The organism is Lentzea sp. NPDC102401, assembly GCF_044765805.1.
Classification (GTDB): Bacteria; Actinomycetota; Actinomycetes; order Mycobacteriales; family Pseudonocardiaceae; genus Lentzea; species Lentzea sokolovensis.
Map to the genome: position 1 here is coordinate 139,648 of NZ_JBIWKS010000008.1, position 13,779 is coordinate 153,426.

A 13,779-nucleotide genomic window follows, 5' to 3' on the forward strand; every position below is an offset into this window, starting at 1 on the left:
TTGTCTCAAGTGGAGAGTCCGAGGTTGCGTCGTGTGCAACACCTGAAGCCTTGGTCAAGCCCGTTGTCGCACGTGTGCAGCTGGCCTAGGATCGATCGGTCCGCGTATTGGTGACGGTTGGGGATAAAGTGGGGTTCTTAGCGCGCGAACGTCAGGTCGCGCCTCCCGGATGGAACCGCTGGCTCGTTCCGCCCGCAGCACTGGCGATTCATCTCTCCATTGGTCAGGCCTACGCCTGGAGCGTCTTCAAGACTCCGCTGGAGAAAACACTCGGCATCACCGGAACGCAGTCCGCGCTGCCGTTCCAGCTCGGCATTGTGATGCTCGGGCTCTCCGCCGCGGTGCTCGGCACGACGGTCGAGCGCAGGGGCCCGCGCTGGGCCATGCTGATGTCCCTGATCGCCTTCTGCTCCGGTCTGCTGATCTCGGCGGCCGGCGTGTGGGCCGGTCAGTACTGGGTCGTCGTCCTGGGCTACGGCCTCGTCGGCGGCATCGGTCTCGGCATCGGCTACATCTCGCCGGTGTCCACGCTGATCAAGTGGTTCCCCGACCGGCCGGGCATGGCGACCGGCATCGCGATCATGGGCTTCGGCGGCGGTGCGTTGATCGCGTCGCCGTGGTCGACCTCGATGCTGACCGCGTTCGGCGCCACCTCGACGTCGGGCATCGGCAAGGCCTTCCTCGTGCACGGCATCGCCTACGCGGTCTTCATGAGCGTCGGCGTGCTGCTGATCCGCCTGCCCTCCAAGGAGTTCACGGCGGAGAAGGAAGCACTGCTCAAGGACAAGCCGAAGGCCACCGTCGGCTTCAACGTCTCGGCGAACAACGCGATCAAGACGCCGCAGTTCTGGCTGCTCTGGGTCGTGCTGTGCTTCAACGTCACCGCGGGCATCGGCATCCTGGAGAAGGCCGCGCCGATGCTGGTCGACTTCTTCAAGGAGTCCTCGACGCCCGTGGCCGCGACCGCCGCCACCGGTTTCGTCGCGCTGCTCTCCGCCGCGAACATGGCGGGCCGGTTCATCTGGTCGTCCACTTCGGACATCGTGGGCCGCAAGAACATCTACCGCCTCTACCTCGGCGTCGGCGCACTGCTCTACCTGGTGCTGCTGACCGTCGGCTCGACCAGCACCCCGCTGTTCGTGATCGCGGCGATGGTGATCCTGTCGTTCTACGGCGCGGGCTTCGCGACCGTCCCGGCGTACCTGCGCGACCTGTTCGGCACCTACCAGGTCGGCGCGATCCACGGTCGCCTGCTGACCGCGTGGTCGGTGGCGGGCGTGCTCGGGCCGCTGATCGTCAACGCCATCGCGGACGCGGGCAAGAAGGCCGGGCACGTCGGTCCCGACTTGTACGCGACGTCGTTCTACATCATGATCGCGCTGCTGGTCGTCGGTTTCGTCGCGAACGAGTTGATCCGCCCGGTCGACCCGAAGTTCCACGAGCCGAAGGCCGCCGAGGAGACCGAGAAGCCCTCGTCCAAGGACGACGACGAGGCCACGGTCGCGAAGTGGAACGAAGCCGAGGCCGCCGACGCTGCCGAGACGGCTGTTGACAAGGAAGACGCGGAAGGCGTGGTGAAGAAGTGAGCGCACCCCTGGAGAACCGGTCGAGCACGTTGCTGCTGATCGGTGCGTGGCTGTGGGTGGGCCTGCCGCTCGCCTACGGCCTGTACAGGCTCTTCCTGAACGCGGCCAAGCTCTTCGTCTGATGTTCAACGCGCTCGTCAACTGGCGCAACTGGCGCCTGCCGGTGAAGCTCGCCGCGGTGTTGATCGTTCCGGTCAGCATCGCGGTGGGCTCCGGCGTACTGCAGATCAATTCACAGATTGATCGTGCCGAGTCCTATGCGGCGCTCCAGCGACTGGTGAAGGTCCGCGCCGCCCTGATCCCCGTGATCGAGGGCGTGCAGGCGGAACGGCGGATCGTCGCCGAAGGTGCCGGCCAGCAGCTCCTCGCCGAACAGACCAAGCGCACCGACGACGCCCGCGCGGCGTTGCGGGACGAGATCGCGAAGACCTCGCTCGGCGAGGTCGTGACCGCCCGCATGAACGACGTGCAGGGCAGGATCGGCGACCTGGCGGCCTTGCGGGAGCGGACCGACGACGTCCCCGCCGTGATCAAGACGTACAGCGAGCTCACCGAGTCGTTGCTGGACGTCGACGAGGTGATCGCCAGCGAGTTCGGCGACGCCGCGCTGCTGCGCACGGCGATGGGCCTGCACCACGTGGTGCACGTGCGGGACCAGGTCCTCTACCAGCAGGCGGTCGTGCTGTCCGGGCTCACCCGCGGCCAGCTGACGACCGCCGAGGTGCGGGCGCTGGTCGAGTCGAACGTCAAGCTCGGCTACATCGCCGGCGAGTTCGCCGCGCTCGCGACCCCGGACCAGCTGAAGACCTACGGCAAGAACTTCAACGGCCCGGACATCGAGGCCCAGCGCACGATGCTGGCCGCCGCGGTGCTGCACCCGACCTCGGACGCGCCGACGCCGGGCAACAACACGGGCAACAACAACACGGGCAACAACCGCCCCAGGCCGTTGCCGATCGCGGCGGCGGACTGGACCAAGGCGTCGGGCGCCGTCGTGACGTCGATGGACGGCGTGGTGCAGGGTCTGCAGACCGACCTGCGCGACACCGCGAACCGCCTGCGCGACGAGAGCAGCGACGCGGCCGGAACGGCGTCCGCGATCCTGTTCGCCAGCCTCATCCTGGCCGCCACCATCGGGTTCGTCGTTGGCCGCTACCTGCTGCGTTCGCTGAACGCGCTGCGCCGCTCCGCGCTCGACGTGGCCTGGGAGAAGCTTCCCGAGATGGTCGCGACCGGACGCGGCAGCACCGAGATCGAACGCGTGCCGGTGGACACCACCGAGGAGTTCGGTCAGGTGGCACGCGCGTTCGACGAGGTGCACCAGCAGGCCGTCAAGTCGGTCATCGAACAGGCCGGCATGCGCGCGAACATGCGCAACATCTTCGTGAACCTGTCGCGGCGCAGCCAGAGTCTCGTCGAACGCCAGCTCAAGCTGATGGAGGAGCTGGAGAAGTACGAGGAGGACCCGGACCAGCTCGCGAACCTCTTCAAGCTCGACCACCTCGCCACCCGCATGCGCCGCAACAACGAGAACCTGATGGTGCTCTCCGGCGGCGACGTGGCGCGGCGGTTCCACAAGCCGATCCCGCTCACCGACGTGCTGCGCGCGGCGGCCGCGGAGATCGAGCAGTACCAGCGGGTCATGGTGCACACGGCACCGAACGCCGAGGTCGTCGGTTACGTGGCGAGCGACCTGGTCCGGTTGCTGGCCGAACTTCTCGACAACGCGACGGCCTTCTCGCCGCCGCACACCCAGGTCTCGATCAGCGCGTCCATCGAGGCGGGCGACATCGTGCAGATCGACGTGGTCGACCAGGGCATCGGCATCGACCCCGAGGCACTCGAGGGCGTGAACCAGCGCCTGGAGGCCGCGGGGGAGGGTGTCGACGTCCAGGTGTTCCGCGAAATGGGACTTTTCGTCGTCGGCAGACTCGCGGCACGCCACCAGATCGTGGTACGTCTGGACGCCAAACAGGGCCAAGGGACTCGCGCGATCGTGTTGGTTCCGGCCGAACTGGCACCAAGGCGGGAAGAGTCCTGGGAGTCTTTCCGAGGGGAGACGATCGAACGGCAGCAGGCATCGTGGTTCCAGCAGACGAGTCCGGCCGCCGTACCGCCGCCTCCCCCCGCACCCGCACGTCAGACGCCGGAATCGGCCCGGGGCTTCCTCGACGCCTTCCAGCGCGGTGTGCAGCGCGGCCTTCCCGACCACCAGGAGAGTCGATGAGCACGCAGGTTGACCAGTTCGGCTGGCTGGTCACCAACTTCGCCGAACGCACACCAGGCATCGAGCACGCCGTGGTGATCTCGGCCGACGGCTTGGTGTTGATCTCGTCCTCGAAGCTGCCCGAGCAGGTCGCACCGCAGTTCGCGGCGATCGTGGCGGGCGTGGTCTCGCTCGCCGACTCCGCGTCGAAGTGCTTCGCCGGGGAGTCGGTCGTGCGCACCGTCGTGCAGATGGACCGGGGCGTGATGCTGCTGTCGGCGATCAGCGACGGCTCGGTCCTCGCGGTGCTGGCGTCGTCCTCCGCGGACGTCGCGCAGATCGCGTACGAGATGACCGTGGTCGTGCGGCAGGTGGGCCAGCTGCTCACGCCGGAACTGCGGGCAGAGCTGGCATGAGCAGAGAGCCTGACGATCAGGTCAACTTCGGCGACCTGATCAGCGGTTTCAGCTTCGACAGCGAACGGATCCGCAAGCGCGGCAAGAAGAAGTCGCAGCGTGCGCCGGAACCGCCGCCGGAGCAGCCGGACCCGTACGCCACGGCGCCGTTCGAACCGGTCCCGCCGCTGCCGTCGATCGAGGACGACGCGTCGTCCTCGATCGTGCGCGCCTACGCGTGGACCGGCGGCCGCACCACGTCCGACGTGCACCTGGAGATCGAGACGCTGGTCTCGGTGAACGAGTTCTCGGCCACCGCCGTGCGCCCGGAGCACCAGGACGTGCTGGCCCTGTGCTCGCAGCCGCGGTCGGTGGCGGAGATCGCGGCCCTGCGCGGGCTGCCGCTGGGCGTCACCAAGGTGCTGCTCGGCGACATGGCCGGGCACGGGCTGATCGACGTGCACCGGACGGCGTCGTCCTACGGCGGCGACCGGCCGGACGGGATGCTGCTCGAACGCGTGCTGGCGGGCCTGCGCAGGCTCTAGCCCCTGGGGACGGCCCGGCCGCTGATACGGTCGTGGCTCGACTATCTGGGGGTAGCGATGGAGTTTCAGGACGTCGTCCGCCGTCGGCGCATGGTGCGCAAGTTCACCGACGAGCCGGTCAGCGACGAGAGTATCCAGCGGATCATGCGCAACGCCGTGCGCGGTCCGTCGGCCGGGTTCTCGCAGGGCCAGGGCTTCCTCGTCCTGCGGGGGGAGCCGCTGAAGCGGCTCGCCGAGATGTTCGAGTGGTGGGGCGGGGAAGAGGCGAAGACGGCCCCGGTCGTCGTCATCCCGTTCTCGTCCAAGCAGGTCTACCTCGACCGGTACGCGCAGCCCGACAAGGCCTGGGCCGGTCTCACCGAGGAACGCTGGCCCGTGCCCTACTGGGACATCGACACCGGCATGGCCGCGTTGCTGATCCTGCAGACGGCCGTGGACGAGGGCCTGGGCGCGGTGTTCTTCGGCACGGACAAGGAGACGTGGCCGGAGTTGCGCGCGGCGTTCGGCGTGCCGGACACGTACGTGCCGATCGGCATGATCGCGATCGGGCACTCGGCGGAGGAGGGCGTCTCCGAGGGTGCCTCGCCGCTGCGGCGCAAGCGCAAGGTGTTCGACGAGGTCGTGCACTGGGGTCAGTGGACGTGAGGTCGTTCGGCCTGCTCGGGCCGTTGGACGTGGTGCTCGACGGGCGCCACGTCCACATCCCGCCCGGCAAACGGCGGGTGGTGCTCGCCGCTCTGTTGCTGCGGCCGGGGCAGGTGTTCCCGGTCGACGAACTGGTCGAACTCGCCGGCGGTTCGCGCAACGCCCTGCAGACCACGGTCGGCCGGCTGCGCGAGGTGTTGCCGGGGCTGGTGCTGACCAAGCCGGCCGGATACCTGCTGGACGTGCGGCCCGACGAGGTCGACGTGCACCTGTTCGACCGGCTGGAGCCGCGCGAGGCGCTGGCGCTCTGGCGCGGGCGCCCGTTCGCGGACATCGGCAGCGACGCGCTCGAACGCGACCACGTGCCCGCGTTGACGGAGAAGTACCTCGCGACGCTGGAAGCGCGGATCGAGCAGGAGCTGCGCGCCGGCGAGCACGAGCGGTTGGTGCCCGAACTGCGTTCGCTGACGGGCCAGCACCCGACCAGGGAACGGATGTGGGCCCAGCTGATCGTGGCGCTGCACCGCTGCGACCGGCAGACCGAGGCGTTGCAGGCCTACGACGACATCCGCGGCAGACTCGCCGCGGAGCTGGGCCTCGATCCCGGAAGGGACCTGCAGAAAGCCCACCAGCAGGTGCTCACGGCCGACAACCGGCCGCGCGCCCGCAACGACCTGCCCGGCGACATCGCCGACTTCGCGGGCCGTGCCTCCGACCTGGACGAGATCCTCGCCGCCGTGCCGTCCGGGTGCGTGGCGATCACCGCGATCGACGGCATGGCGGGCATCGGTAAGACCACGATCGCGGTCCGCGCCGCCCACCGGCTGGCCGCTCGTTTCCCGGACGCACAACTGTTCGTGGACCTGCACTCCTACACCGCGGGCGTCGAGCCGCGCACCCCGTCCGATGCGCTGCTGGCGCTGCTGACCGCGCTCGGCGTGCCCGCGCAGGACATCCCGGACGGCCTGGACGCCCGCGCCGCCCGGTGGCGGGCGGAAATGGCGCACCGCAGGGCACTCGTCGTGCTCGACAACGCGGGCAGCAGCTCCCAGGTCCGCCCGCTGCTGCCCGGCACCGGCCTGGTGCTGGTCACCAGCAGGCGCCGGCTCGTCGACCTGGACGCCGCGCACACGATCTCGCTGGACGTGCTGTCCGAAGAGGACTCCCTGAACCTGTTGGCGAGCATCGTCGGCCGCGCGAAGCTCGACCAGGACCTGGACTCCGCACGCGAGATCGTCCGGCTCTGCGGCTACCTGCCGCTGGCCGTCCGCATCGTCGGCGCCCGCTGGCGCACCAGGCCCGCGTGGTCCGCGCAGGACCTGACCCGCCGCCTCACCGGGCAGAGGCTGAGTGAGCTGACCGCGGGCGAACGCAGTGTCGCGGACGCGTTCGCCCTGTCCTACCAGCAACTCACGGCCGAGCAGCAGCGCCTGTTCCGGCGGTTGGGCCTGCACACGGGCGAGGACTGGGCCGCCGACCTCGCGGCCGCGGTGATCGGCTCGACGTGCGCCGATGCCGAACGGCTGCTGGAAGAACTCCTGGACGCACATCTGGTGCAGCAGAAGGAGAACGGCCGCTACCGGTTCCACGACCTCCTGGCGGACCACGCGAAGGCCAGCGTGAAGGCGGACGAGAAGACCGAGGCCGTCACCCGTCTCCTCGACCACTACCTGCGCAACGCGGCTGAGGCCGCGGACGTGCTGAACCCCGGCCGGCCGGGGATCGACATCGCCGTCCGGTACGAACCGGCTGGCCCGCTGCGGTTCGTGACGCAAGCCGACGCGGTGGCGTGGCTGGAGAAGGAGCGTCTCAACCTGAAGGCGGCCGTGTACCTCGCGGCCTACCAAGGGCACTACCAGCACGCGTGGCAGATACCGCACCTCATCGCGTACTTCCTGCTGATGCGCGGCTACGGCCGCGAACGGGTGGAGCTGCAAAGCCTCGCCCTGGCGGCCACGCACCAGCTCGGCGACCTGAAGGCCCGCGCGGAAGCGTTGCGGGGGCTGGGATCGGCGTACATGGAGGACAGCGACCCGCGTGCGGTGGAACACCTGCACCAGGCGCTCGACCTGATGCGGCAGATCAAGGACCTGCGCGGCGAGGCCTCGACGCTGGGCGTGCTCGGCATCATCGCGCGGGAGCGCCGCGAGCTGGACAAGGCGATGGAGTACTTCCAACGCGGTCTCACGCTGATGCGTCACATCGGCGCGAGAACGGGCGAGGCGAACGCGTTGCACAACATCGGTGCCGTGTACGCGGAGCGGGGTGAGAACGACCAGGCTCTGGTCCACATCGAAAAGGCGTTGGAGCTGCTGACGGAACACGGCGACGTGCGGTCGTGCGGAATGGTCCTGCACGACATCGGCTACGTGCACTACAACGAGTTCAGGGACGAGGAGGCCGTCGCGTTCATCGAACGGACCCTCGCGGCGTACCGGGAGTCGGGCGACTGGCGTGGCGGGGTGATGGCCATGGCCGACTTCGGCTACCTGCTGTACGCCATGGACAGGCTCGACCAGGCCCGCGAGATGATGCGCGTGATGCTCCGGCAGACCCGTGAGTCGATGAGGCAGCCCGACGACGAGTCCGTCCTCTCGGCCATGGCGAAGGTCAGGGACCACCAGGGCAGGATCGCGATCCTGATCTCGCTGGCCCTCCACGCGGAGCTGAACGGACGGCTGGGCGCGGCGGTGCGCTACGCCCAGCGGTGCCTCGAGCTGGTCCGCCACAACAAGCGGGGCTGGGGCGAGGCACGTCTGCTCATCCAGCTGTCCGGCCTGCACCACGCGCTCGGGGACACCGCCGCCGCGATCCGCTGCGGCGAGGAGGCGGTGCGGGCCGCCGAACGCCTGTGCCAGCGGCGGACCATCGACCGCGCGAAGCAGGCACTCGCTACAGCGTCAGCCCCAGCGCAACCAGCGTGATCACGGCCGCCGCCAGCACGGCGAAGGCCACCCACTGCCGCACCCTGTCCCTGGTCGTACGCATCCCCTGCTCCCCTCGGTGGTGTCGCCACCGAGGGTCGTGAAGCCCGTCCCCACCTCGTCCCCACCGCGGTCACACGCCCGTGAAGCCGCGGGAGTTCTGTGTGAAACTGAATTCCGCTGACAAGGTCTCCGGCGGAAGGAGCGGTGTGGAGATCGCGCTGTTCCCCCGCCCGCACCAGCTTCCCGCCGCCGTCGCCGACTTCGTGGGGCGGGAGGAGCTGCTGCAGTCCGTCGTCGACCGGATCATCCCGTTTCCGCAGGTGGTGTTGCTGACCGGTCCGGTCGGCACCGGCAAGACGACGCTCGCCGTGCAGGCCGCGCACCGGGTCGCGAACGGCCACTTCCCGGACGGTCAGTTGTTCGTGCGGCTGCGTGGCACGACCCCGCACGAGGTGCTCGGCCGGTTCCTCACCGCGTTCGGGTTGCCCGCTCCCGGCGATTTCGCCGCCCGGCTGAGCGCCTATCGAGACGCTGTCGTGCGCCAGTCGCTTCTCCTGGTGCTGGACGACGTCACGTGCGTCGACCAGGTGAAGCCGCTGCTGCCGCACGCACCTGGATGCGCGGTGCTCGTGACTTCCCGGCACGCCTTGAAGTTGCCCCACGTCGTCGAGGTCGGTCCGCTGGAACCCGCCCAGGCGATGATGTTGCTGGGCAACCAGATCGGTCCCGACCGGCTGGCCGCCGAGAGCGCGCCGGCGGAGGCGCTGGTGGCCGCCTCGGACTGTTCGCCGCTGACGGTGCGGATCGCCGGGGCCGTGCTCGCGGCCCGCCCGCACTGGCCGCTGGCGCTGCTCGCCGAGCGTCTTCGCGACCCGCGCGGCCGGCTGGAGACCCTGTCGCACGGCGGTTTGTCGGTCCGGGCGAGGCTGGAGGAGACGGCGGGGGACCTGAGCCCGCACGCCCGCCGGTTGCTGGGCCTGCTCGCGGGCGTGGGCGCGCGGCGGTTGCCGTCCTGGGCGCCGGTGGCGGCGTTCGGGGACGTGCGCGGACAGTCCGCTGTGGACGAACTGGTGTCGGCGCACCTCGTCTCGGCCGGCGAGCACGGCTACGCGGTGCCCGAACTGGTGCGGGAGTTCGCGGCGGGTCAGTCCGACGCCGGTGAGGCCCTGCGCCGCGTGCTCGGCGGCTGGTTGTACCTGCTGGACCAGGCCCGCGCCGCGGTGTACGGCGGGGACTTCTCGGTCGTGCGAGGCTGTTCGGCACGCGAGGTGGTGCGGCCGGACCGGCTGCTGCGAACCGATCCGCGGGAGTGGCTGGAGTCCGAGCACGAGAGCCTGTGCGACGCGGTCGAACTGGCCGCCGGGGCCGGTCTGGACGAGCCGGCCTGGGAGCTGGCGCACCGGCTGGTGACGTTGTTCGAAACGCGCACCGGCTTCGAAGGCTGGCAGCACACGCACGACATCGCGCTGGCGGCGTGCGAGAAGGCGGGCAACCGGCGTGGCGCGGCCGTGCTGCACTGCTCGCTCGCGTCGTTGCACATCAGCCAGAGCCGCTACGACCTCGCGCACGAGATGACCTTGCGGGCCAAGGACTTCTTCGAGGATCACGACGACCCCGCGGGCCTCGGGCTCGTCTACCGCAACCTCGGCATCGTCGCCCGCTCGTCCGGCGAGTTCGCCGCCGCCCGGCGGTGGTACCAGCACGCGCTCGCGGTGTACGAGCGGTTCACCGACCCGGTCGGCCAGGCGTCCGTGCTCCAGCACCTCGCCCAGATCGACCTGTACGACGGCGACACCGCCGGCGCCGGGGAACGCCTGAGCGCCGCGCTGGCCGCGTGCGACGGAACCGGGCCCGCGCGAGTCCTGGCGCAGATCAACTACCGCCTGGGCAAGCTGCTGGCCGTGGACGGACGGCACGACGAGGCATCCGGCGTGCTGACCACCGCGCTCGACCTGACCCGCACCGCACGGGATCGTCGTGGCGAGAGCTTCGTGCTGTACGCGTTGGGGCGCAACGAGTTCGTGCGCTGCCGACTCGACCAGGCCCGCGCCTTGCTACACGAGGCGGCGCTCCTCTGCGAGGCGAACTTCGACGTCGTGGGAGCGGCGCGGGCCCGCCTCGAACTGTCCCGCGTGCACCGGGCGCGCGGTGAGGTTCAAGTCGCCGCCGAGCTGGAAGCAGCGGCCCGCGCGGTTTACTCGGAATTCGGCCTGAAACCCGTCCCGGGTGATGTGATCTTTCAGCCATAAGGTTGGTGTGAGGTATTGCTCCAACCGAGTGCTTGGCTCACCCGTAAGATTCCGTTAGGGTCGCATTCGCGGACAATTGGCAGGGCGGGCGGCGTTATCAAAAATCGCCCGAAAATTGATCAAAAATTAGTCACTTGTTCGTTTGCAACCATGATGCTGCTCCGTCCGGGTGGTGCCTTCCACGGCAGGACCAGTCGCTGCTCACCCTGCGGGACGGTGTTGACGGAGACGTGTGCGTGCAGTGGTGCGGGGTCGGCCAAAAGGGGCTTGCGAGTCGTGAGAATCGGACCAGTCTTGTCTAATGGCATCGCCGGGATCCGTCCGGCGGACAGTGGCCTCGACGCGGGGGTGGAACGCACCATGGGTGGTGTCCCGACGTTTCCCCACGGCAGACCGCTGACGTGGGCGGATCTGGAGGCGATGCCTGATGACGGGCACCGTTTCGAACTCGTCGACGGGGTGCTCGTCATGAGCCCCTCACCGCGCCCCGTGCACCAGCGGGTGGTCGCCCGGCTGCTGGTGGCACTGACCGCTGTCTGCCCACCGGAGCTGGAGGTCCTTCCCGCTCCGGTCGACGTCGTGCTCGCCGACGACACGGTCTTCATCCCCGACCTGGTGGTGGGCCGGCGTGAGCAGTTCTCGAAACAGGCGCTCATCGGGCCGCCCGTGCTGGCGGTCGAGGTCCTTTCGCCGCGCACGCGACACGTGGATCTCGAACTCAAGCGGGCGAAGTTCCAGGAAGTCGGCTGCGAGAACTACTGGATGATCGACTACGACAGTCCGTGGCTGCGGTGCCTGCACCTGGAGAACGGCGTCTACGTCGAACAGGCGCGGTCCGACGGCGAAGAGATCATCGAGCTGCAATTCCCGTTCGCGGTGAAACTCAGCGCCCAGTCACTGGTGCGCTGAGTGGTCGCCGGTCGGAACGGACTGGGCTGAACGGGCGACACCGATCTACGAACGTGTGGATCAACGTTTCACCATCTGGCGTCCCCGCGCGCCGGGCTGGTTGCGTGCATCGCGACACGTCCACCGCGCGGAGGTTCACACCACATGCAGCCGTTCCAGCTGCCGGAGTTCTACACGCCCTATCCGGCCAGGCTGAATCCGAACCTCGAACGCGCCCGCGTCCACACACGGGCCTGGGCGCACGAGATGGACATGATCGACGTGCCGCAGCACGGGACGGTGATCTGGACCGACGACGACCTCGAGTCGCACGACTACGCGTTGCTCTGCGCGTACACCCACCCCGACTGCGACGGTGAGACGCTCGACCTCGTCACCGACTGGTACGTCTGGGTCTTCTACTTCGACGACCACTTCGTCGAGCTCTACAAGCGCAACCCCGACATCAAGGGCGCGCAGGCCTACCTCGACCGGCTGCCGCTGTTCATGCCGGTCAACGGCGTGATCACGGCGACGCCGGAGAACCCGGTCGAGAAGGGCCTCGCGGACCTCTGGCGCCGCACGGTCGGCAAGCACTCGCCCGACTGGCGCGAGCGGTTCGCCGACAACACCAAGCACCTGCTCGACGAGTCGATGTGGGAGCTGCACAACATCAGCGCGCAGAGGCTCAGCAACCCCGTCGAGTACATCGAGATGCGCCGCAAGGTCGGTGGCGCGCCGTGGAGCGCGAACCTCGTCGAGCACGCGGTCGGCCTCGAAGTGCCGGCCTCCATCGCCCTGTCCAGGCCCATCGGGGTCCTCCGGGACACGTTCAGCGACGCCGTGCACCTGCGCAACGACCTGTTCTCCTACGAGCGCGAGGTGCTCGACGAGGGCGAGCTGTCCAACGGCGTGCTGGTGTTCGAGAAGTTCCTCGACGTGCCCACCCAGGAGGCCGCGGAGGCCGTCAACGACCTGCTGACGTCCCGGCTGCACCAGTTCGAGCACACCGCCCTCACGGAGGTGCCGATCCTGCTGGACGAGCACGCCGTCGATCCGATCGGGCGCGCGGCCGTCCTGGGTTACGTGAAGGGCCTGCAGGATTGGCAGGCTGGCGGCCACGAGTGGCACCTGCGGTCGTCGCGGTACATGAACAAGGGCGCCAGGACGGGCCTCTCCGCCACGAACGTCCTCGGCTCGTACGCCAAGACCATGCCGCAGCGGCTCAAGCAGTTCAGCAGCACGCCGAAGGTCGTCGAGCCGTACACGCTGCCGGAGTTCAGGACGCCCTTCACGCTGACCCTGTCGCCGCACCTCGACCAGGCGCGCGAGGAGGTCATCACGTGGGGCCGGGAGATGGGCATCCACGACGAGGGCATCTGGGACGAGGCCAAGCACCGGGGCTTCGACCTCGCGCTGTGCTCGTCGGGGCTCGACCCGGACGCGACGCCGGAGGAGCTGTTCCTCTCGGCGGCCTGGCTCACCTGGGGCACCTACGCCGACGACGTCTACCCGTGGGTGTTCGGGCGGCTGCGGGACCTGGCCGGGTTGAAGATCCAGACCGCGCGGCTCAAGCAGTGCATGCCGCTGGACCTGGTGCTGACCGTGGCGCCGGTCAACGCGATGGAACGCGGCCTGGCCGACCTGTGGCAGAAGACCGCCGGTCCCATGTCCGGCGAGTTCCGCGCGACGTTCCGGCAGACCGTGGACGACATGGTGGACGCGTGGGTGTGGGAAGTCGTCAACATCCAGCAGAACCGCGTGCCGGACCCCGTCGACTACCTGGAGATGCGGCGGTCGACGTTCGGCTCCGAGCTGACGACGTCGCTGTCGCGCTTTTCGCATTCGACGACGGTGCCGCCGGAGATCTGGGGAACCAGGGTCATCCAGACCATGGAGCGGTCGGCCATGGATTACTGCTGCATGCTCAACGACGTCTTCTCGTACTTGAAGGAGATTCAGTACGAGGGCGAAGTGCACAACATGGTGAAGGTGGTCGAGACCTTCCTCGGTGTTTCGCAGTCCCGCGCTTTCGAACTGACCTACGCGTTGATGGACGCCCGTCTGGGACAGTTCATCGCGTCGGTCGACACGCACCTGCCGAAGATGTTCGACGACCTCTCACTGGACTCGGCCACACGGGCGTCGCTCACCCGGTACGCCGACGAGCTGAAGGACTGGATCGTCGCGATCATCAACTGGCACGAGGAGACCAGCCGGTACGGCGAGGACGAGATCCGGACCCCGGTGAACTCGGGAGCGTTCAGCCAGGCCCCGTCGGGCCTCGGCACGTCGGCCGCCCGGCTCCTCACCCGGTAGCCGCTGTCAGGCGCTGACC

The 13,779-nt window shown here is 68.9% G+C and carries 9 protein-coding genes and 1 pseudogene; all 10 read left to right on the forward strand.

The window, feature by feature from the left end; all coding sequences use genetic code 11:
* Positions 1-128: 128 nt before the first annotated feature.
* A pseudogene (locus ACIRG5_RS27035) lies at positions 129-1,457 on the forward strand (OFA family MFS transporter); the annotation flags it as partial.
* Positions 1,458-1,582: 125 nt separating this feature from the next.
* Positions 1,583-1,708: a hypothetical protein gene (locus ACIRG5_RS27040; protein ID WP_319978009.1), complete on the forward strand. Its 126-nt coding sequence runs from the start codon at positions 1,583-1,585 to the stop codon at positions 1,706-1,708.
* On the forward strand, positions 1,708-3,813 hold the full coding sequence (locus tag ACIRG5_RS27045) for a nitrate- and nitrite sensing domain-containing protein (RefSeq protein WP_402909321.1): 2,106 nt from the start codon (positions 1,708-1,710) through the stop codon (positions 3,811-3,813). The genes ACIRG5_RS27040 and ACIRG5_RS27045 overlap by 1 nt, the downstream gene beginning before the upstream one ends.
* Positions 3,810-4,208, forward strand: coding sequence for a roadblock/LC7 domain-containing protein (locus ACIRG5_RS27050; protein ID WP_319978011.1), 399 nt, complete (start codon positions 3,810-3,812; stop codon positions 4,206-4,208). Before ACIRG5_RS27045 ends, ACIRG5_RS27050 begins: the two co-directional genes overlap by 4 nt.
* Positions 4,205-4,732: a DUF742 domain-containing protein gene (locus ACIRG5_RS27055; RefSeq protein ID WP_402909325.1), complete on the forward strand. Its 528-nt coding sequence runs from the start codon at positions 4,205-4,207 to the stop codon at positions 4,730-4,732. Before ACIRG5_RS27050 ends, ACIRG5_RS27055 begins: the two co-directional genes overlap by 4 nt.
* Before the next feature lie 57 nt (positions 4,733-4,789).
* Positions 4,790-5,377 (forward strand): nitroreductase family protein, encoded by a 588-nt coding sequence (locus ACIRG5_RS27060; RefSeq protein WP_402909328.1) that lies wholly within the window; start codon positions 4,790-4,792, stop codon positions 5,375-5,377.
* Positions 5,368-8,301: a BTAD domain-containing putative transcriptional regulator gene (locus ACIRG5_RS27065; RefSeq protein ID WP_402909331.1), complete on the forward strand. Its 2,934-nt coding sequence runs from the start codon at positions 5,368-5,370 to the stop codon at positions 8,299-8,301. Before ACIRG5_RS27060 ends, ACIRG5_RS27065 begins: the two co-directional genes overlap by 10 nt.
* A 209-nt stretch (positions 8,302-8,510) precedes the next feature.
* The gene (locus ACIRG5_RS27070) at positions 8,511-10,553 is read left to right on the forward strand and encodes a tetratricopeptide repeat protein (RefSeq protein WP_402909334.1); all 2,043 of its coding nucleotides are present in this window, start codon (positions 8,511-8,513) and stop codon (positions 10,551-10,553) included.
* Positions 10,554-10,829: 276 nt separating this feature from the next.
* Entirely contained in the window at positions 10,830-11,462 is a 633-nt protein-coding gene (locus tag ACIRG5_RS27075) for a Uma2 family endonuclease (protein ID WP_319978016.1), read from the forward strand.
* Between the two features lie 144 nt (positions 11,463-11,606).
* Entirely contained in the window at positions 11,607-13,760 is a 2,154-nt protein-coding gene (locus tag ACIRG5_RS27080) for a germacradienol/geosmin synthase (protein WP_402909338.1), read from the forward strand.
* Positions 13,761-13,779: the final 19 nt, after the last annotated feature.

Excerpts from the sequence above, each read along its gene's own strand:
- ACIRG5_RS27080 (WP_402909338.1), top strand. The coding sequence starts at position 11,607 with ATGCAGCCGTTCCAGCTGCCGGAGTTCTACACGCCCTATCCGGCCAGG.
- ACIRG5_RS27045 (WP_402909321.1), top strand. The coding sequence starts at position 1,708 with ATGTTCAACGCGCTCGTCAACTGGCGCAACTGGCGCCTGCCGGTGAAG.
- ACIRG5_RS27055 (WP_402909325.1), top strand. The coding sequence starts at position 4,205 with ATGAGCAGAGAGCCTGACGATCAGGTCAACTTCGGCGACCTGATCAGC.
- ACIRG5_RS27050 (WP_319978011.1), top strand. The coding sequence starts at position 3,810 with ATGAGCACGCAGGTTGACCAGTTCGGCTGGCTGGTCACCAACTTCGCC.
- ACIRG5_RS27060 (WP_402909328.1), top strand. The coding sequence starts at position 4,790 with ATGGAGTTTCAGGACGTCGTCCGCCGTCGGCGCATGGTGCGCAAGTTC.